This window comes from Micromonospora sp. KC213 (assembly GCF_004348325.1).
Lineage (GTDB): Bacteria > Actinomycetota > Actinomycetes > Mycobacteriales > Micromonosporaceae > Micromonospora.
The window spans coordinates 12550-32266 of record NZ_SMKF01000054.1 but is presented as its reverse complement, the minus strand read 5'-3'; the positions used below and the strand labels follow the sequence as shown (position 1 = coordinate 32266).

Here is a 19717-nt window from a genome sequence, read left to right as displayed (position 1 = left end):
GGCTGCGGCGCGGCGGGGGGGCCGAAGCCGGGGAACGAACCGGTCTGCGCACCACCGGCGGGGCCGCTGACGGGCAGCGCGCTGGCCTGCGGCCCGCGACCGGCAAGTGCCCGGGGCACCAGCACGGAGGCGGGCATGGTGACCTCGGCGACGGTGCCACGGTCGGAGCCGGGACGCAGCTCGACCTTGACGCCGTGCCGGGACGCCAGCCGGGCGACCACGACCAGACCCATCATCCGGGAGACCGCGACGTCGACCTGGGGCGGCGTGGAGAGCCGCTCGTTGAGGTCGGCCAACTGCTCGGCGCTGATGCCGATGCCGCGGTCCTCCACGTAGAGGGTGGACCGGTCACCGATCCGGCGTGCCTCGACCATGACCTGCGAGTCCGGCGGCGAGAAGGCGGTCGCGTTGTCGAACAGCTCGGCGACCAGGTGCACCATGTCGTTGACGGCGTGGGCGGAGACCTCGATGTCCCGGTCGATGATCCCGAACTCGATGCGGGTGTAGTGCTCGACCTCGGACTGTGCGGCGCGCAGCACGTCGATCAGGGCGGCCGGCTCGCGCTGCACGCGGGTGGAGTCGGCACCGGCGAGGACCAGCAGGTTCTCGTCGTTGCGGCGCATCCGGGTGGCCAGGTGGTCGAGCTGGAACAGCTCGGCGAGGCGGTCCGGGTCCTCCTCACCGCGCTCCAGGCGGTCGAGGTGGCCGATCAGCCGGTCGACCAGGATCTGCGAGCGGCGGGCGAGGTTGACGAACATCGTCGCGACGGAGGAACGCAGCGCGGCCTGCTCGGCGGCGGTGCGGACCGCCTCCAGGTGGACCGCGTTGAACGCCTCGGTCACCTGCCCGAATTCGTCCTTGCTGCGGACCGGCAGCGGCTCGGCGATCTGGTTGGCCAGTTGGGCCGGGGAGAGCTGCCCGATGACCTGCGGGTCACGCAGCCGGGCCACCGCCTGCGGCAGACCGTGCTGGGCGATGGACAGCGCGCCCTGGCGCAGGTCGCGCAGGGAGCGGGCCATCGACCGGGCGACCAGGTACGCGAAGAGGATGGCCAGCAGCAGCATGCTCAGCAGCAGGCCGGTCTGGAGGAAGACCGTGCGCTGCACGCCGGAGCGGAGCGCGTCGGCGTCGCCGACCACGTCGCCGTCGAGCTTGATCTCGACGGTACGGAACAGCCTGGCGTTGGCGGTCATCGCCGCGTCCCACTGGTCGGGCCCGAACGGCACCCCGGCGATGCTCTCGCTGGACCGGCTGTCCATCCAGCCGCTGTAGTTGTCCGCCTGGCGGCGGTCGGCGCCGGCGACGGTCTGGTCGAAGAACTCCCGCTCGGCGCGGGTCGCCACCGCCTGGAAGTTCTGCAGGGCGAGCGCCTGACCGGTCTGGCTGGCGATGTAGTCACGCCGCAGCGGCGAGATGTACGCCTTCTGGATGAGCACCTGGTGCACCGCGACGCGGCGCAGCGACAGGAACTCCTTGGCGCGGGCGACGGAGGTGGCGGCCCGCATCCGGTCGCTCAGCTCGTTGTCGCCGGCGAGTTGGGTGACCGAGTCGCGTACGCTGATCAACTGGTTGATCATTCCCTGGTACGACCCGACGGCGTCGCTGATCGCGAGCTTGCCGTTGAAGACCTGGCTGCGGGTGCCCGGCAGGTCGGTCAGCTCCTGGTCGATCCGGTCGAGCAGGGTGTCCAGGCTGCCCGGGAGATCCTCGAGCTGGGCCCGCTGTTGCAGGTAGGGCACCTTGGACTGGTCGACCCTGAGGTTGACCCGGTTGTACGCCTCCTGGTATTGCTCCCGGACCTGCCCCTTGGGGGCACCCAGCAGCAGCACCGCGGCCGTCCGCTCGTCCTGCAGGCTGTTGACCAGGTCACCGGAGTAGCCGACGAGGTTCGCCAGGTCACCGGCCCGGTTGGCGTTGTTGAGCGTCTGCAGGTTGTCGACCAGGCCACTGGTGCCGACCACGACTGTAGCGATGGTCGGCACGATCATGATCAGACCGAGCTTGGACCAGATCGGCATGTCGCGAAGCCGACCGGCCGGTCGGCTCAGACGCGACAGGAAGGAGCCCGCCGTCTTTGGCCGTTTGCTCACGTCACCGCCCTCGCGATTGCAGCGTGCCCGCGTTGCCCCGGGCAACGCCCAGCGACCGACCCGGCGGGTCGGACCCCCGAGATTCCATCACGCCGCTTCGGAAAGAGAAAGCCCAGGCCGGCCGTCCCTGAGGGTGTGATGAGATGTTGATGCCATTTGATAGCGTTCCGTCCGGCCGGAGTTACAAAAAGTTATGGAATACCCTCACCGCGTTGTCCTCCTCGCCGGCCCGTCCGGCTCCGGAAAGTCGTACATAGCGCAGCGAACCGGACTTCCGGTGCTCTGCCTGGACGACTTCTACAAGGACGGCGATGACCCTACGTTGCCGCACCACAACGGACAGGTCGACTGGGATTCACCGCACTCCTGGGATGCCGTGACGGCCGTGGAGACAATTGCCCGACTGGCCCAGGACGGCAAGGCCGAAGTGCCGGTTTATGCGATCGGTGCCGACCGGAGGGTGTCCACCCGGGTATGCGACGTGGCCGGATCGCCACTTTTCATCGCCGAAGGGATATTCGCCGCCGAAATCGTCGGGGAGTGCCGGCGCCGAGGGCTGCTGGCCGGCGCGTACGCCCTGCGCCGCCCCCGGGCGACGACGTTTCTCCGCCGGTTCGCCCGCGATCTCGCCGAGCAGCGCAAGGCACCGAAGGTGCTGCTCCGGCGCGGGGTGGCGCTGCTGCGTGCCGAGCCGGCGGTGCTGCGTCGGCAGACCGGCCTGGGAGCCGAGGCGGCCCCGGCCGACGAGATCCTGCGGCGGGTGGCCGCCATGGTCGCCGGCCACCCGCGCCACTGATCAGCCCAGCAGCTTCGCGTACGCCGGCTTGATCACCTGATCGATGATTTCCAGCCGCTCGTCGAACGGGATGAAGGCGCTTTTCATCGCGTTGATGGTAAACCACTGGAGTTCCTTCCAGCCGTAACCGAAGGCCTCCACCAGCAGCGCCATCTCCCGGGACATGGAGGTGCCGCTCATCAGCCGGTTGTCGGTGTTCACCGTCACCCGGAAGCGAAGGTCGCGCAGCAGGCCGATCGGGTGGTCGGCGATCGACACGACCGCGCCCGTCTGCACGTTCGACGACGGGCACAACTCCAGCGGGATGCGCTTGTCCCGGACGTACGCGGCCAGCCGGCCCAGCACCGGCCGTGGGCCGGGCGTGATGTCGTCCACGATGCGTACACCGTGGCCGAGCCGGTCGGCGCCGCACCACTGGATGGCCTGCCAGATCGACGGCAGCCCGAACGCCTCACCGGCGTGGATGGTGAAGTGGAAGTTCTCCCGTTGCAGATACTCGAAGGCGTCCAGGTGCCGGGTGGGTGGGAAGCCCGCCTCGGCACCCGCGATGTCGAAGCCGACCACCCCGGTGTCCCGGTGCCGGACGGCCAGCTCGGCGATCTCCTGCGAACGGGCGGCATGCCGCATCGCGGTCAACAGGGTCCCGATCCGGATCGGCGTGCCGGCCTCGGCGGCCTGCGCACTGCCCTCGGCGAAACCGGCCACCACCGCCGCCACCACCTCGTCGAGGGTGAGGTGCCGTTCCAGATGCTGCTCGGGAGCGAAACGCACCTCGGCGTAGACCACCCCGTCGGCGGCCAGGTCCAGCGCGCACTCCCGGGCCACCCGGCGCAGCGCCGGCGCGGTCTGCATGACGGCCACCGTGTGCGCGAAGGTCTCCAGATAACGCTCCAGCGAGCCGGAGTTCGCCGCCTCGGCGAACCAGCGACCCAACGCCTCCGGGTCGGTGGTGGGCAGTTCGTGGCCCGCCTCGGCGGCCAGTTCGACGATCGTCGCCGGCCGCAGCCCGCCGTCGAGATGATCGTGCAGCAGCGCCTTCGGGACCTTGACGATGTCCTCGTATCGGATTGCGACCATGCTCAGACCCTAGTCAGCCCCCGACCGGTGCCGGGACGGGACCGCCGGGCCGGCGCAGCGGCGTGAACCGCCCCGCCCCGTACGGACATGACAGGGGCAGGGAGGGCGCGACATGACTGACGACCGAGAGCTCTGGGCCCGGAGCCTCGACGGCGACACCACGGCCTTCGGCACGCTCTTCGAGCGGCACGCCGACGCGGTGTTCGGCTACTGCCTGCGGCGGACCGGATCCTGGTCGGCCGCCGAGGACCTGGTCTCGGTGGTGTTCCTGGAGGCCTGGCGGCGAAGACGGGCGGTGGTGCCGTACGGCGCGAGCGTCCTGCCCTGGCTCTACGGCATCGCGCTGGGCGTCAGCCGTAACCACCACCGGTCGCTGCGCCGGCACCGGGCCGCACTGGACCGGGTGCCGCCGCCCGAACCCGCCGCCGACCACGCCGAGGCGGTGGCCGAGCGGGTGGACGCCGAGCGCCGGGTCGCCGCCGTGCACCGCCACCTCGCCGGGCTCGCCCGCCGGGACCGGGAGGTGGTGGAGGCCTGCGTCTGGCTCGGGCAGACCCAGGCCGAGGCCGCGCTCACGCTCGGCATCCCACTGGGCACCGTCAAGTCCCGCCTGGCCCGGGCGCACCGTCAGCTGCGCACCGGCGTGCTCGCCGATCTCACGATGGAGGACCGCCCCGATGGATCACAGTCCACTCCGCCCGGACCTGCCGCACCTGCCCGCCGAGCGGGTCCGGGTACGCCGTGACGCGCTGCTGCGGGAGATCGCCCCGGCGCGCCCGCGATCGGTGACCCCGGCGCGGCGTCGCCTGGCCGTCGTCGCCGTCGGGCTCGCGACGCTGGCCGCGGCCGGCACGGCGGCGGTGGTCGCCGGCCGCCCGCAGGCACCTGCGGGGACGACGCCGTCGGCGAGCGCGTCGGCCTCCGACGGCACAGTCACGGTGACCCTGGCCGACGCCGCCGACCCGGCCCGGATCAACGAGGCGCTGCGCCGGACCGGGGTCCGGGCGACGCTGGTTAAGACCCGGCCGGAGGCGGCCTGCCCGCCCGAGGACCGGGGCACCGAGGTACGACAGGATATTTCCGCCGTATTCGGGCCGGACGCCGCCGTGACCTTGAACAGTCCCGAGGCCGGGCTGCTGGTGATCCACCCGGACCGGATCCCGGCGGGGCTGATGCTCGCGGTGCATCTGCGCCAGCAGGAGGTGAACGGCAGCTACCTCTCGGGCTGGGCGTTCTACCGGCTGCCCGGGCCGGGCTGCGTGGTGGCCGGGGCGTACCGGTCGTTCGACGAGCCGACTCCGGGCGCGAGCACGCCCCGCTGAGCCGACCCGTCGACCGGGTCCACTGTCGCGGCACGGGGCGCGACCGTGGTCCAGCTCAGGGTTTCCAGCCGTAGACCCGCTCGACGGCCAGCCGGATCACCACCCGGCCGTCGGCGACCATCGCCGCCCGGTACTCCGCCCAGTCGGGGTGCTCGCCCCGGATCCGGCGGTAGACCTCGACCAGCTCCTCGACGGTCGCGTCGTCCTCGGCTGCGGCGGGCGGGGTGAGGGTGGCCAGGCCCTCGGCGACGGCGTACGCCCCGCCGTCGGCGGTGGTGACGTGGAAGCTGGCCCGGGGGTCGCGGCGCAGGTTGCGCGCCTTGGCGCGGTCGCCGACGGTCGAGCAGCGGATCAGGCCCGGCTCGGCGAGGTAGTCGAGGTTGGACAGCTGGGGCCGGCCGTCGCGACGCAGGGTCGCCAGCACGCCGCGACCCCGTTCTCCGAACAGCTCCCACAATCTGGTTGACATGTCGTCAGCGTAGAAGCTGACGGGCTCACCCCCGGGTGGCACCCGGCCGGCGGGACCAGTGGCAGCCGCGCGCCCGGCCGGGGCTCCTGATCCGCTCACGTAGGCTCACCGGGTGACCGCGCCGCGCCCGCCCGAACGATCCTGGGCCGGGGCGCATCCACGGGTGCTCGCCCGGCTGCGCTGCCCGGTCTGCGCCGAACCGCTGGCCCCGGCCTCCGACACCCGTGCGCTGCGCTGCCCGCGCCGGCACACCTTCGACGTCGCCCGGCAGGGGTACGTCAACCTGCTCACCGGTCGTGCCCCGCACGTCGGGGACACCGCCGCGATGGTGGCCGCCCGGACGGACTTCCTGGCCGCCGGGCACTACGACGTCGTCTCCGCCGCGCTCGCCGAGGCGGCCACCCGGATCATCGACCCGGAACCCACCGGCGACCGGCCGGACGGGCAGCCGGGCGGCGGGGCGTACCCGTTGGTGGTGGACGCCGGGGCGGGCACCGGCCGGCATCTCGCGGCGGTGCTGGCGGCGCTGCCCGGCGCCGTCGGCCTGGCCCTGGACGTCTCCAAGCCGGCGCTGCGCCGCGCGGCCCGCGCCCACCCCCGCGCCGCCGCCGCGCTGGCCGACACCTGGCAGCGGCTGCCTCTGGCCGACGCCTCCGCCGCCGTGCTGCTCAACGTCTTCGCACCGCGCAACGGCACCGAGTTCCACCGGGTGCTCGACCCGGCCGGAGCGCTGCTGGTGGTCACCCCCACCGGGGCGCACCTCGCCGAACTGGTCGACGCGCTCGGCCTGCTCCGGGTCGACCCGGCCAAGGCGGACCGGGTCGCCGACAGTCTCGCCGACCACTTCACCCCGGTAGGCGACGAGGTGCACACCGCGCGGCTCGCGCTCACCGGTGACGAGGTGGCGACCCTGGTCGGGATGGGCCCGAGCGCCTGGCACACCGACCCGGCCCGGTTGGCCGCCCGGATAGCGGGGCTCCCCCAGCCGGTCGCCGTCACCGCCGAGGTGCGGCTGACCGTGTGGCGTCCCCGCTGACTCAGGTGGACAGGTCGACCTCTTCCCAGCCCGGCGGCTCCTCGTGGTACGGCCCGCGCAGCACCACCGCCCACTCCAGCGCCCAGCGGCGCTGCCCGATGGCGTTGGCGTCCACCAGGCCGGGCAGCCGCCCGCCGACCTTCTCCGTCTCCAGGTACGCCCAGTCCAGGCAGTAGTGCAGGTCGAGCAGGGCGGCGGCGTCCGCCGGATGCTGGGGCGCGGCCAGGATGCGGGCCTGCCACTGGCCGAAAAGCTCCCCGCCGGCGATGTGCGGCATCCGCTCCACCAGCCGCTCGTCCACCGGAATCGTGGGGTCGAGCTGCCTGGTCAGCCCGAGCACCCAGGCCAGCGCGAAGAGCGCGTCGTGGTGCAGCACGAACGAGCGGTGGTCGCCCGTGCCGGCCGTCACGAACTCCCACTCCGGCGGGGTGACCATCTCGGTCAGGTGGGAGGCGAGCAGCCACTCCACCGCCGCCCGCGGCGGCATGCCGAAGCACCGGGCCAAAATGAGGTGCAGGACGGCGATCCGCGCCTCGATCTCGACGGTGGGGCGCAGCTCTATCTCGTCGCCCGGTTCCCACACCAGCGGAAACTGGGCGGGCGGCAGGGGCAGGCCCAGCCGGGACAACTCGTCCAGGCTGGCCTCACGCACTTCCCGCGGGTCGGGGGCGGATACGCGCACGGTCCCGTCCTTTCCGGTCAGCCGATCCGCTCCATCACCAGCGGCGACGGGGCCGGCGCGACGGACGCGACCCGGACCGCCCGCTCGGCCTCGGCCCGGGCCGCCGGGATGCGGGTCGCCTGGTCGGCACGGAGTTCGTAGAGCCGGTCCCCGACCCGCACCGGGTCGCCGGGTCGCTTGTGCAGCACGACACCCGCGGCGGCACTGACCGGATCCTCCTTGCGGGCCCGGCCGGCGCCGAGCCGCCAGGCGGCCACCCCGATCGCGTACGCGTCGACCGACTCGACGAAGCCGTCGGACTGGGCGTGGACCACCTCGACCTCGTTGGCGGTCGCCATCGGGGCGTCGGGGTCGCCGCCCTGGGCACGGATCATCGCGCGCCAGGCGTCCATCGCCCGCCCGTCGCGCAGCGCGGCGGCCGGGTCGGCGTCCGGCAGGCCGGCCACGTCCAGCATCTCCCGGGCCAGCGCCAGGGTCAGCTCCACCACGTCGGCCGGGCCGCCGCCGGCCAGCACCTCCACCGACTCGGTCACCTCGACCGCGTTGCCGACGGTCAGACCGAGCGGGGTGGACATGTCGGTGAGCAGGGCGACGGTCCGTACGCCGTGTGCGCCGCCCAGCTCGACCATGGTGCGGGCCAGTTCCCGGGCGTCGTCGACGGACTTCATGAACGCGCCGGAGCCGACCTTCACGTCGAGCACCAGCGCGCCGGTGCCCTCGGCGATCTTCTTGCTCATGATCGAACTGGCGATCAGCGGGATCGCCTCGACCGTGCCGGTGACGTCACGCAGCGCGTACAGCTTGCGGTCCGCCGGGGCCAGCCCCTCGCCCGCCGCGCAGATCACCGCGCCGACGTCCCGGAGTTGGGCGATGAACTCGTCGTTGCCGATCGCGGCCCGCCAGCCGGGGATCGACTCCAGCTTGTCCAGCGTGCCGCCGGTGTGGCCCAGGCCGCGCCCGGACAACTGGGGCACGGCGGCGCCGCAGGCGGCGACGAGCGGGGTGAGCGGCAGGGTGATCTTGTCGCCGACGCCGCCGGTGGAGTGCTTGTCGACCGTCGGGCGGGCCACCGCGGAGAGGTCCAGCCGCTGGCCGCTGGCGATCATCGCGGCCGTCCACCGGGCGATCTCCGGCGCGGTCATGCCGCGCAGCAGGATCGCCATGGCCAGCGCCGACATCTGCTCGTCGGCGACCAGCCCCCGGGTGTACGCGTCGACGACCCAGTCGATCTGGGCCTCGCTCAGCATTCCCCCGTCCCGCTTGGTCCGGATGACGTCAACCGCCGTGAACGCACTCATCAGCTGATCTTTCTCCAGTCGTTGCGGATACCGAACCGCGGTCGGGCCCATTGCCCAGGCTCAAGAAGCAGACCACCGGATTGGTATCTCCATCGGCGGCTCCCCCTCGCCGGCCCAGAAGATGGTGCCCGACGCGTCGACCACCACCACCCGGGGCGTCCGGGCCAGTCCCCAGGTGATTGCCTCGGCCGGGTCGTCCCAGCTCGGGCCCTCCTCCAGCACCCCGGTCTCGGCGTTCACGTCGCCCGCCGACCGCTCCCAGTACGCCGTCCAGACCTGCTGGCCGGCGGAGAGGTCGGGGTGGACGAAGACGGTGCCCCGGCCCCGCCAGGCGGCCAGCCGGTCCGGCACCACCGGCACCGGGCGTTCCCCGGTGACCGCCTCCAGGTCGGCCACGTCGAAGGCGTGCGGCAGTAGTTCGGCCATCCGCAGCGGCCGGTCCTTCGTCTCGACCAGGCACTCCGGGCCGCCGTTCTCCCAGAGCAGCTGCCGGCACCGGCCGCAGGGCATGAGTGGCTCGCCGGTGGCATCCACGCAGGACATGGCGACCAGCCGACCGCCGCCGGTGGCGTGCAGCGCGCTGACCACCCCGCACTCGGCGCACAGGGTGACGCCGTAGCCGGCGTTCTCCACGTTGCAGCCGACCACGATCCGGCCGTCGTCGACCAGGGCGGCCGCGCCGACCGGGAACTTGGAGTACGGCACGTACGCGTGCCGCATCACCTCGGTGGCGGCGACCCGCAGCCGCTCCCAGTCGATCTCCGTCATCCCATCATTCTGCCGGATGGCGACTGGACAGCTTCAACGGAGCGTCACCAGGCACCGAGGCACGGACCGTCACCTCTCCGCCCGCAGGCGCCGGACCTCCGCCAGCGCGCTGCACTCGGACAACCGGATGAACTGCAGTAGCGCCCGGAGTTGGTCCTCACCGAAGGCCGCCAGATCCTCGCGGGTGCGCGCGGTAAGCCCGGCATAGTGGGCGTTGGCCCGCTCAAGCCCCTCGTCCGTCGCCTCCACCAGGACCCGCCGTCGGTCCGCGGCGTCCGAAACCCGCTTCACACAACCGGCGGCCACCAGCCGGTCCACCATCCGGGAGGCGGCACCAGGGGTCAGGCCCACACGGTTGGCCAGCGCCCCGGTGGTGGTCGGCCCGTCCTGCTGCAAGACGTGCAGGCAGTGGAAATCGGTCACGACCAGGCCCATCCGGTCGGCGACCAAGCTGTTGATCTGGATCAGGTGCGTGATCCAGTCCGGCAACGCGTCGATGACCTGATCGGTGAGAGAAGGGCCGGAAATCTGCCCATGTTGCGTGCTGCTTGGCATTTGACTCGAATCACCCCCGGTGACTAATGTGCGTCGCGCAACTGTTGCATGATGCACTGAAATCAGTGTACCGCTGGCCTCGAAAGGAGCTCCAGTGCCTGTCGCGGCAAACCCACTGCAGCCCGCCACGCCCCGCGCGGGCGTGGCATCCGAACCGGACGCCGTTCCGCTCCCGGGGCGGCTGCAAGCGACCTTCGTTCCGAACGAGAACGCGATGGCCTGGTGGGGAGTGCAGCTCCTGGAGCAGGCGGTCCAGGAGCATGGGTTGCCGGCCGGGCGGCCCGGCACCTGCCGGCTGGCCGTCGCGGACGGAAGCCGGGTCCGCGCGGCCACCGTCCCGGTTCGCCTGGTCGACCTCGACTCGGCGGTGCACGCCCTGCGCACGCCCGTACCGCCGGACGAGGAGAGCGCCTCCCTGCGGACCTGGCGCGAGGCCGTCCGAATGCTGGACGACGACGACGCCTTCGCCGCACTGGGTGAGCGGATGCCGGCGGCCGCGCACGGCGCGCTCAACGCCGAAGGCACGGCGATCGTGACCCCCACCGTGTTGCTCACCGAATTCCGCCAGGCGCTGAGGGCTCGGGCCGCGCTGCGGTCCACCACCATCCACGCGACACTGCGGCCGTACCAGCAACACGGCGTCGCCTGGCTCACCGCACGGCCCCGCTCCGGCCAAGGCGGGGTGCTCGCCGACGAGATGGGTCTTGGCAAGACACTGCAGGCGATCTGCCTGCTCGCCTCCCGGCGGACCGTCGGGCCGCACCTGGTGGTGTGCCCCACCTCGCTGATCGGCAACTGGCGGCGGGAGCTGGCCCGCTTCTCGCCGGACACGGTGGTGGTCAGTCACCACGGCGCACAACGGAAACTGCCGAGCACCGTCCCGCCCGGTGCCGTCGTGATCACGAGCTATCCGGTGCTGCGCCGGGACACCGCGCTGACCCGGACCCGGTGGGACGTGGTGATCCTCGACGAAGCACAGCAGATCAAGAACCCGGACGCCCAGGTCAGCAGGGCGGCCGCGAAACTCACCGCCACGGCGGCGATCGCCATGACCGGTACGCCGGTGGAGAACCGCCTGGACGAACTCTGGGCCATCCTGCACGTGACGAACCCCGGGCTACTCGGCAGCCGTAACCGGTTCCGACAGCTGTTCGTCACACCGATCGAGCAGCGGCGTTCGGCCACCGCCGCCGCGGCGCTCCACACGCTGATCCAGCCGCACCTGTTGCGCCGTACCAAGGCCGACGTCGCGGCCGACCTGCCGCCAAAGCTGTACTCGACCGTGGTGTGCACGCTCAGCGACGAGCAGGCCCGGCTGTACCGGAAGGCGGTGGACCGGGCGTTCTCCGACGGGTTCGGCGTCGGCATCGCCCGACGGGGCCGGGTTCTCGCGCTGCTCACCGAGTTGAAGCAGATCTGCAACCATCCTGCCCAGTACCTGCGGGAGGAGAAGGCCGAGCTGGGCCGATCCGGCAAGTTCGACCGGGCCGCCGAGATGCTGGCAGAGATCGTGGACGATGGGGAGCGAGCACTGGTCTTCACCCAGTATCGCGCCATGGGCGAGCTGCTGGCCGATCACCTGACCGAGACTCTCGGCGCCGGCCCGACCCCGTTCCTACACGGCGGGCTTTCCGCCGGCCGCCGCGAAGAACTCGTCCGCGATTTCCAGGAGAGCGCGGACGCGCCGCCGGTCCTGCTACTGAGCCTGCGCGCCGCCGGTTTCGGCCTCAACCTGACCCGGGCCACCCACGTCATGCACTACGACCGCTGGTGGAACCCGGCGGTAGAGGAGCAGGCCACCGACCGGGCGCACCGGATTGGTCAGCGGCGCGGCGTCACGGTGCACACGCTGGTCACCGGCGGCACGCTGGAGGACCACATCGCCGCGATGCACGAGAACAAGCGTGGCTTCGCCAAGATCGCCTTGGGCAGAACCGACGCCGCCCTGGCGCGCCTCTCCGACGAAGAACTGCACGCCGTCATCGATCTCGATTCAGGAGCGCTGGCATGATTGCGGCCGAGTTCGGCTCCACCCCCTGGGGACGCGCCTGGGTACGCAGCGTCGCCGCGATCGCCGCCTCCGGCCCGAACGCCCTGTTGCCCAGGGCGCGCACCCTCGCTCGCAACCACGCCGTCGAACTGACCACCGAACCGGGCCGGATCGAGGCACGGGTTTCTGCCGCCGACGCGGTGCAACCTGTTCACATCGACGTGCCGCTCTGGTCACCACAGACTCAGGCCCAGGTGCGGCGGCTACTGGAGAAGTCGCTCGCGGAGCATCCGGTGCTGATCGCCGGAGACCTCTCCGACTCGTTCGAGGCGGACCTGCGGCAGGAGGGCATCCCCGTCGCGGCCGGACTGGACGAGCTGCGAGCCGAGTGCGCCTGCCGCAGCCGTAAGCGTCCCTGCGTGCATATCCTGGCCACCCTCTATGCCCTGGCCCAGCAGATCGACGAGCGCCCGGCGCTCGCCGTCGGCTTGCGCGGCGGGGCGACGGACCCCGTGGCACCGCCCCTTCCCGGCTGGATCGCGTTGACGGCGCTCGACCCGGTCGCCTTCTACGGCGACTGACGGGACGGCGGACAGCCGTGCCCGGCCGGTGACGTGACGTCACCGGCCGGGCACGTTGCTTGAACGGGATGTCGGGCGCGTTGCGTCGCCAGCGGCGTGAATCAGCCCTTGATGTACGGCTTGCCGTCCGCCGCCGGCGCCCGGACCCGGCCGACCAGCCCGGCCACGGCCAGGATCGTCGCCAGGTACGGCAGCATCGCCAGGAACTGGCTCGGGATGGCGCTGCCGATCGCACCGAGGTAGGTGGCGAGCTGGTCGGCGAAGCCGAAGAAGAGCGCCGCCAGCAGCGCGCCGGTCGGGCTCCACCGGCCGAAGATCAACGCGGCCAGGGCGATGAAGCCCTTACCGCCGATCATGTTCTTGGTGAAGGTGTAGAGGGCCAGCGTGTACGACGCCCCGCCGATGCCGGCGACCACGCCGGCCATGATCACGTTGCGGTACCGCAGCCGCAGCACGTTCACACCCAGCGTGTCGGCCGCCGTCGGGTGCTCGCCCACCGAGCGGGTCCGCAGCCCCCACCGGGTACGGAACAACGCGATGTGGATGACCAGCACCAACAGCAATCCGAGGTAGAGGAAGAGGTTGCCGCGGAACAGGGCCGGCCCGAGCAGCGGGATGTCGGAGAGCAGCGGGATCTCCCAGTTGGAGAACCGGGGAGCGCTGTTGTACCGCTCCGCGTTGGTCTGCATCAACCGCTCGTAGAGGAAGCCGGTGACGCCGACCGCCAGCAGGTTGAGCACGATGCCCATGACCACCTGGTCGACCAGGTAGCGGATGGCGAACACGGCCAGCAGCAGTGAGATGAACGCGCCACCGACCGCCGCGGCGACCAGGCCGACCCAGACGCTGCCGGAGATGCTGCCGAAGAGCGCGCCGCTGAAGGCGCCCATCAGCAGCTGCCCCTCGATGGCCACGTTGACCACGCCGGAGCGCTCGCAGAGCACACCGGCCAGCGCGCCGAAGATCAGTGGCAGCGCCAGGATGAAGGTGCCTCGGACCACGTTGACCAGGGGCATGAAGTTGCGGCCCTCGGGGGCGGCCGAGACCTGCCAGCAGAGGAAGCTCAGCACGAAGGTGAGCAGGCCGACGCCGAGCACCAGGGTGAACCAGCGCTTCGGCACGCCGGCCAGCAGCGCGCCGCCGGCCAGCAGGGTGACGACGCCGAACAGGATCGCGCCGACGGTGCCGTTGATCTCCAGCGCCGCGCCGCCCTCGGTCTCGCTGAGGGTGAACCGCGCCTGCTGGCCGGTGGCGAGCGCCCCGAACAGCACGGTGGCGAGCAGGCCCAGCGCGAGCAGGACCGCGCCGATCTTCCGGTGTCGGGTCCAGAAGCCCTGGTCGACCGGGGCGACGGCGACGTCGGGAACAGCCGTGGTGGACATGCCTCACCAACCCTTCGCGAGGCTCGTCTGCAGCCGGGCGGCCCGGGCGGCCCGGAGCTGGAAGATCGCCTTCACCAGGGCCGGCGCGGCGATGAAGATGACGATCAGCGCCTGGAGCACGGTGACCAGCTCCAGTGAGATCCCGGAGTACGACTGCATCCGGTTGCCGCCGGCCTGCAACGCGCCGAAGAGCAGCGCGGCCAGCAGCACGCCCCACGGCTTCACCCGGCCGAGCAGCGCCACCAGGATGCCGTCGAAGCCGATCTGGGCCACCACCAGTGGGGTCAGCGCGGTGGCGGTGGTGCCGAGCACCATCTGGCTGCCGCCGAGCCCGGCGAGCACGCCGGCGATCACCATGACCAGCACGTAGGTCTTGGTGATGCTGATGCCGGCGGTCCGTGCGGCGTCCGGGTTGGCACCCACCGCACGCAGCTCGAAGCCGAGCGTGGAGCGGTTGAGCAGCCAGGCGACGAACCAGGTGGCCAGCACCGCGAGCAGGATGCCCGCGTGCACCCGCAGGTTGTCGCCGAGCAGCCGGGGCAACTGGGCCGAGGGGTCGACCGGCTTGCTGATCGCGTCGGCCCGACCCGGGCTCTGCACCCCGCTCTGGACGATGATCCAGGAGAGGAAGTAGACCGCGACGTAGTTGAGCATGATCGTGTTGATCACCTCGTGCGCACCGGCCCGCGCCTTGAGGATGCCCGGGACGAAGCCCCAGACCGCACCGCCGACCGCACCGGCGAGCAGCGCGACGAGCAGGTGCACCACGGGGGGCAGCGGCAGCGCGAAACCTGCGACGGCGGCCAGGATGACACCGATGGTCGCCTGGCCCTGGGCGCCGATGTTGAACAGGCCACCCCGGAAGGCCAGCGCCACCGACAGGCCGGTGAAGACCAGCGGCGCGGTGTACGTGAGCGTCTCGGAGATCGGGCTCAGGGCGGCGGTGAAGCCGCTCGCCTCCGGGTCGAAGACCGCGCCCTTGAACAGGTTCGCGTACGCCTCGCTGACCACCGCCCAGGACGAGGTGACCGCGTCGGCCGGACGCGCGGTGAGGTAACCGTAGGTGGCCAGCACCTCCGGGTCCGACACGATGATCAGGATCGCGCCGATCAGCATGGCCAGCAACAACGAGAGCACCGTCACGGTGACCGTGTTGGCCGCCCAGAGGTTGTCCAGGAACAGCCGGCCCAGCGAGGGGCGGGGCTCCTCGGGCCGCCTCGGGGCGGTCATGGTGGTGGCGCGGTCGGCCCCGGCCGCCTCGGCCAGTGCTGGTTCGGTCGCCGGCTCCTTGTCCGGGGAGCCCGACACCGGGTGGGAATTGGTCATTCCGTGTCCTCGTTGCCAGGGATCTCGGGGGCGACGGCCGGAGTGTCGCCGGTCGGGGTGGTCCCGGCGCGGTCCGGAGTGATGCCGGCCATCAGCAGGCCGATCTCCTCCCGTGGCGTGTCCGGGCCGACGATGCCGATGATCCGCCCGCGGTACATCACCGCGATCCGGTCCGCCAGCCCGATCACCTCGTCCAGTTCGCTGGAGACGACCATGACGGCGGTGCCGACGTCCCGCTCCCGGATGACCCGGGAGTGGATGAACTCGATCGAGCCCACGTCGACGCCACGGGTCGGCTGGGCGGCGATGAAGAGCTTCAGCGGCCGGGACAGTTCCCGGGCCACGATCACCTTCTGCTGGTTGCCGCCGGAGAGGGTGCCCACCGGCGCCTCGGCCGACGAGGTACGCACGTCGAACTGCGCGATCCGCTCCCGCGCCGATCTCGCGATGGCGTCCGGCCGCAGGGCCAGGCCCTTGCCGAACGGTGGCCGGTCGTAGATGTCGAGGACCAGGTTCTCCGCCACGGAGAACTCCTTGACCAGGCCGTCGACGCTGCGGTCCTCGGGCACGTAGCCGACCCCGGCGCGGAGCACCTTCTTGGTGGACCAGCCGTGGATCTGCTCGCCGTCGAGGGTCACCGAACCGGCGAGCGTCGGCCGCAGGCCCATGATCGCCTCGATCAGCTCGGTCTGGCCGTTGCCCTGTACGCCCGCGATGCCCAGCACCTCGCCGGCGCGTACGGTCAGATCGACGCCGTCGACCACGCGGCACTGCCGGTCGTCGTCGACGACCAGGCCGGCGACCTGCAGGATCGGCTTGCCCGGGGTGGCCGGCTGCTTGTCCACGGTGAGCCGGACACTGCGGCCCACCATGAGGGCGGCGAGTTCGTCCCGGCTCGCCTCCGGGGAGGCGGTACCGACGGTCTTTCCGCGCCGGATCACGGTGATCCGGTCGGCGATCGCCTTCACCTCGCCGAGCTTGTGGGTGATGAAGACGATGGACTTGCCGGCGGCCTTGAGCGACCGCATGACCGTGAGCAGTTCCTCGGTCTCCTGCGGGGTGAGCACGGCGGTCGGCTCGTCGAGGATGAGCAGGTCGACGTCGCGGGTGAGCGCCTTGACGATCTCCACCCGCTGTTGGATGCCGACCGGCAGGTCCTCGACGATCGCGTCGGGGTCGACGCGCAGGTTGTACCGCTCGGAGACCTCGGCGACCTCGCGTCGGGCCCGGCGGCGGTCCAGGAAGCCGGCGATGCCGCCGCGGACCTGCTCGGCGCCGAGCATGATGTTCTCGGCGACGGTGAAGACCGGCACCAGCATGAAGTGCTGGTGCACCATGCCGATCCCGGCCGCGATCGCGTCCGACGGCCCCCTCAGCTTCAGCGCGCGACCGTCGACCAGGATCTCGCCCTCGTCGGGCTGGTAGAGCCCGTAGAGCACGTTCATCAGGGTCGACTTGCCGGCACCGTTCTCGCCGAGCAGGGCGTGGATCTCTCCAGGCTCCACCGTCAGGTCGATGTGGTCGTTGGCGACCAGATCACCGAACCGCTTGGTGATGCCGCGCAGTTCGAGTCTCAGCGCAACCTCCTGGAGTGCGAGCGATGGTGCAGCGTAGCTGCCGTCCGGCCAGCCGCCCGGCGGGGTCGGCCGATGGGGTGGAGCGGATCGGCCGCCCCGGCGACCGCGGGTCCTGCCCGCGTACGCCGAGGCGGCCGATCGTCATGCCTGGTGCCCGCCGGCCCTCGCGGTCGATGATCGCACCGCGAGGGTCGGGAAGGCGGTCACTTGGTCGGCTGGGCCGCTGAGGTGACCGTGATGGTGCCGGCCGCGATGTCCGCCTTGAGCTTCTCGACCTCGGCCTTCAGGTCGGCCGGGACCTTGCTGTCGAAGTCGTGGTACGGGGCGATGGAGACGCCGTTGTTGGCCAGGGTGCCGATGAAGCCGGGCTGGGCCTGGAGCTTCTCGCCACCGGCGGCCTTGAGCACGGCCTCCTTGACGGCGTCCGGGATGTTCTTGACGACGGTGGTCACCAGGACCGGGCAGTCCGGGGTGCTCTCGCAGCCGTCGACGTCGACCCAGATGACCGAGTACTTGCCGCCGGAGGCCTTGGCCGCGGCGGTGGTGCCGAGGCCGGCCCCGCCGGCGACCGGCATCACGATGTCCGCGCCCTGGGCGACCAGCGCGTCGGAGACCTTCTTGCCCTCGTCCTGCTTGTCGAAGGAGTTGGAGAAGGAGCCCTTCTGGGTCGCCTTGTCCCAGCCGAGGACCTGGACGTTCTTGCCCTTGGCCTGGTTGTAGTGCGCCACGCCGTCGGCGAAACCGTCCATGAAGATGGTCACCGGCGGGATCGGCAGACCGCCGTAGGTGCCGACCTTCCCGGTCTTGCTCATCCCGGCGGCCAGGTAGCCGGCCTGGAAGGCGGCCTGGGCGGTGTCGAACTGCATCGGGTAGACGTTGGCCACGCCCGGGTTCGCGTCGACGATGCCGAACTGCTGGTTCGGGTTCGCCTGCGCGATCTTCTTGGTGGCGTCCGCCATCAGGCCACCGACGGCCAGGATGAAGTCGCACTTCTGGTTGACGTACCCGGTCAGGTTGACCTCGTAGTCCGCCTCGGCCTTGGACGCGACGTACTTGATGTCGATGTTGCCGTTGTCCTTCTTCGCCTCCTCCAGGCCCTTCCAGGCGGAGGTGTTGAAGGACTTGTCGTCGATGCCGCCGACGTCGGTCACCATGCAGGCGGTGTACTTCTTGCCGCCGTCACCGGCGTTGTTGTCCTCCTTCGGGGCCTCACCACACGCGGCGGCACCCAGCACCAGCCCACCCGCCACGACGGCGGAGGCGATCCGCATCCCACGCACAGAGCGCAAGACGTCTCCTTCCATTGCACACCGCGCTTCGATGCGGTGCCAGCCTTGTACCGACCAGCGCCGTGCTGCCGGCTTCCCACGTTACGGACGGCAGCGTACGCCCGCGCCCGCCCGCCGGCCGACAATCGTGCCCGACTGTTGAACGGCTGTTACCCGGGCGTAATGCTGGCGTGGGGCAGATCACTCAGCGTGGTGACGGATGGCCCGCCCGGCATCCCGGACGTCGGTTCCCCGGGGCCCCGGGCGGGTCACGCGGACTACCGCCAGAACACCGCCACGGCCGCGTTGGCCAGGGTCAACACGATGATCCCGAGGAAGTGGCCGCGGTTGACGTCCGCCCGCTTGCGGGAGAAGAAGACCATGACAAAGATCAGCAGCGCCAGCACCAGCTTGGTGACGAGCTTCGCGGGTGCCGGCTCGTCGCCGTCGCGCAGCGGCGCGGAGAGGCCGATGCCGGTCAGTAGGCCGATCACCGAGCCCCCGAGCATGGCCGCGTTGATCCGCAGCCGGCCGCCGACGTACTGGGCCACGGCACCGCCGAGCAGCAGCGCGAACCCGATCAGATGGACGTAGAGGAGTATCAGTCGAAGAGCTTCCACATCCGCCATCCTCCCCCATCAACGACGGTTTGTAGTAGAAGCCGCGCCGGGCCGTCTCCGATCCGTGATCGAAGCCGCCCCGCTCGTTGGTGATCTACTCCGCCTGCGGCAACCCGCGCTTTTCGAAAGGCGGGACGGCCCCACCTGCGGCAGGTGGTGTGGCGGGCGCGGAGCGGGGTATTCGCCAGGACCTGGCCGTTCGTTGTGCTCCGCGCCGACGGGCGGCTGGGGCGTCGACCCCTTGTGGTGGGGGTGAGGCGACGCCGGCGCTCCGGGTTCTCCCCGAGCGCCGGTGTCGTGCCGCCCGCACCCTGGCCGGGCCGTCACGGCGAGGTCACCGCCGCCGGCCGGACGGTTCACCGCCCCTTGCGGCGCAGCAGTTCGGCGATCCGGTCGAAGCCGGCCCGCAGCTCCTCCTCGGTCGGGGCGGGCCTCGGCGTGGGCGGCTGCTCCTCCTGCGCGGCCGCCCGCTCCAACTCCTCGTCGACGACGTCGGAGAAGTCGCCGTACAGGTCGGACTCCTCGATCCGGGCCAGCTCGTCCCGAGCGGCGAGCTGCGCGGCGGCGATCTCGCCCCGGACCTCGTCGGCGGAGAGCGCCGGCACCAGCGGCTCGACCACCGCCATCAACTGCTCCTCGGCCACCACCGCCTCGGCCAGGGCCAGCGCGTGCGGTCGCTCGTACGGGCCGCAGACCACCGGCTCCCACTGGGCCGGGTCGCCGAGCGGACCGAACGTGACGACCCACGGCAGGCCGAGCATCGGCGAGTCGTCCGGCAGGTCCAACGTCACGAGTGCGCCCACCGCCCCATCATGGTCGGTCGACTCACCAGGCCGGGCGGCATTTGCCCTATTTCAGGTTTCCTCGCCAGCGCGGGAAC

19 protein-coding genes are annotated in these 19717 nt (G+C 71.5%); 6 read left to right on the top strand and 13 right to left on the bottom strand.

All coding sequences use genetic code 11. The features are described 5' to 3' along the window. Nucleotides 1-2090: sensor histidine kinase (locus E1166_RS13840; RefSeq protein WP_132339026.1), on the bottom strand; the 2090-nt coding region annotated here is incomplete at its 3' end. 193 nt (nt 2091-2283) lie between these two features. On the opposite strand from E1166_RS13840, the gene E1166_RS13835 reads away from it, so the two are divergent. Further along, nucleotides 2284-2886: an ATP-binding protein gene (locus E1166_RS13835; RefSeq protein WP_132267947.1), complete on the top strand. Its 603-nt coding sequence runs from the start codon at nt 2284-2286 to the stop codon at nt 2884-2886. Here E1166_RS13835 and E1166_RS13830 read toward each other — a convergent pair whose 3' ends face one another. Further along, the gene (locus E1166_RS13830; RefSeq protein ID WP_132339024.1) at nt 2887-3963 is read right to left on the bottom strand and encodes an adenosine deaminase; all 1077 of its coding nucleotides are present in this window, start codon (nt 3961-3963) and stop codon (nt 2887-2889) included. A gap of 112 nt (nt 3964-4075) precedes the next feature. On the opposite strand from E1166_RS13830, the gene E1166_RS13825 reads away from it, so the two are divergent. Both E1166_RS13825 and E1166_RS13820 read left to right on the top strand, forming a co-directional pair. Beyond that, the gene (locus E1166_RS13825) at nt 4076-4708 is read left to right on the top strand and encodes an RNA polymerase sigma factor (RefSeq protein WP_132339022.1); all 633 of its coding nucleotides are present in this window, start codon (nt 4076-4078) and stop codon (nt 4706-4708) included. After that, nucleotides 4641-5285 carry a hypothetical protein gene (locus E1166_RS13820; RefSeq protein WP_132339020.1) on the top strand — a complete coding sequence of 215 codons (645 nt, stop codon included), beginning with the start codon at nt 4641-4643 and terminating at the stop codon, nt 5283-5285. The genes E1166_RS13825 and E1166_RS13820 overlap by 68 nt, the downstream gene beginning before the upstream one ends. A 55-nt stretch (nt 5286-5340) precedes the next feature. Here E1166_RS13820 and E1166_RS13815 read toward each other — a convergent pair whose 3' ends face one another. Continuing rightward, nucleotides 5341-5754, bottom strand: coding sequence for a PPOX class F420-dependent oxidoreductase (locus E1166_RS13815; protein ID WP_132339018.1), 414 nt, complete (start codon nt 5752-5754; stop codon nt 5341-5343). A 163-nt stretch (nt 5755-5917) separates the two neighbouring features. On the opposite strand from E1166_RS13815, the gene E1166_RS13810 reads away from it, so the two are divergent. Beyond that, a complete protein-coding gene (locus E1166_RS13810; protein WP_347813024.1) occupies nt 5918-6790 on the top strand; it encodes a putative RNA methyltransferase in 873 nt (290 codons plus the stop codon). A 1-nt stretch (nt 6791) separates the two neighbouring features. Here the strand turns inward: E1166_RS13810 and E1166_RS13805 are convergent, their stop codons facing one another. The 4 genes from E1166_RS13805 to E1166_RS13790 form a co-directional block, all read right to left on the bottom strand. After that, the gene (locus E1166_RS13805; protein WP_132267936.1) at nt 6792-7472 is read right to left on the bottom strand and encodes a DUF4272 domain-containing protein; all 681 of its coding nucleotides are present in this window, start codon (nt 7470-7472) and stop codon (nt 6792-6794) included. A gap of 17 nt (nt 7473-7489) precedes the next feature. Continuing rightward, nucleotides 7490-8770, bottom strand: a complete 1281-nt coding sequence (locus tag E1166_RS13800) for a thymidine phosphorylase (protein WP_132339014.1) — start codon at nt 8768-8770, stop codon at nt 7490-7492. A 60-nt stretch (nt 8771-8830) separates the two neighbouring features. Further along, nucleotides 8831-9538 carry a cytidine deaminase gene (locus tag E1166_RS13795; RefSeq protein WP_132339012.1) on the bottom strand — a complete coding sequence of 236 codons (708 nt, stop codon included), beginning with the start codon at nt 9536-9538 and terminating at the stop codon, nt 8831-8833. A 69-nt stretch (nt 9539-9607) separates the two neighbouring features. Further along, nucleotides 9608-10093 (bottom strand): MarR family winged helix-turn-helix transcriptional regulator, encoded by a 486-nt coding sequence (locus E1166_RS13790; RefSeq protein ID WP_132339010.1) that lies wholly within the window; start codon nt 10091-10093, stop codon nt 9608-9610. A gap of 94 nt (nt 10094-10187) precedes the next feature. Between E1166_RS13790 and E1166_RS13785 the strand changes: the two genes are divergently transcribed. Beyond that, on the top strand, nt 10188-12104 hold the full coding sequence (locus E1166_RS13785) for a DEAD/DEAH box helicase (RefSeq protein WP_207914228.1): 1917 nt from the start codon (nt 10188-10190) through the stop codon (nt 12102-12104). After that, nucleotides 12101-12664, top strand: a complete 564-nt coding sequence (locus tag E1166_RS13780) for an SWIM zinc finger family protein (protein ID WP_207914227.1) — start codon at nt 12101-12103, stop codon at nt 12662-12664. The genes E1166_RS13785 and E1166_RS13780 overlap by 4 nt, the downstream gene beginning before the upstream one ends. A gap of 101 nt (nt 12665-12765) precedes the next feature. On the opposite strand, the gene E1166_RS13775 is transcribed toward E1166_RS13780, so the two are convergent. From E1166_RS13775 to E1166_RS13750, 6 genes are all read right to left on the bottom strand, one after another. Next, nucleotides 12766-14046, bottom strand: a complete 1281-nt coding sequence (locus tag E1166_RS13775; protein WP_132339006.1) for an ABC transporter permease — start codon at nt 14044-14046, stop codon at nt 12766-12768. A gap of 3 nt (nt 14047-14049) precedes the next feature. After that, entirely contained in the window at nt 14050-15372 is a 1323-nt protein-coding gene (locus tag E1166_RS13770) for an ABC transporter permease (protein ID WP_132339004.1), read from the bottom strand. Beyond that, nucleotides 15369-16889 carry an ABC transporter ATP-binding protein gene (locus tag E1166_RS13765; RefSeq protein WP_347813023.1) on the bottom strand — a complete coding sequence of 507 codons (1521 nt, stop codon included), beginning with the start codon at nt 16887-16889 and terminating at the stop codon, nt 15369-15371. Before E1166_RS13765 ends, E1166_RS13770 begins: the two co-directional genes overlap by 4 nt. Nucleotides 16890-17152: 263 nt before the next feature. Beyond that, nucleotides 17153-18220 (bottom strand): BMP family ABC transporter substrate-binding protein, encoded by a 1068-nt coding sequence (locus tag E1166_RS13760; protein ID WP_165944332.1) that lies wholly within the window; start codon nt 18218-18220, stop codon nt 17153-17155. A gap of 275 nt (nt 18221-18495) precedes the next feature. Next, nucleotides 18496-18837: a hypothetical protein gene (locus tag E1166_RS13755; protein WP_132267922.1), complete on the bottom strand. Its 342-nt coding sequence runs from the start codon at nt 18835-18837 to the stop codon at nt 18496-18498. Nucleotides 18838-19193: 356 nt separating this feature from the next. Next, entirely contained in the window at nt 19194-19640 is a 447-nt protein-coding gene (locus E1166_RS13750) for a hypothetical protein (protein ID WP_132339000.1), read from the bottom strand. Between the last annotated feature and the right edge of the window lie 77 nt (nt 19641-19717).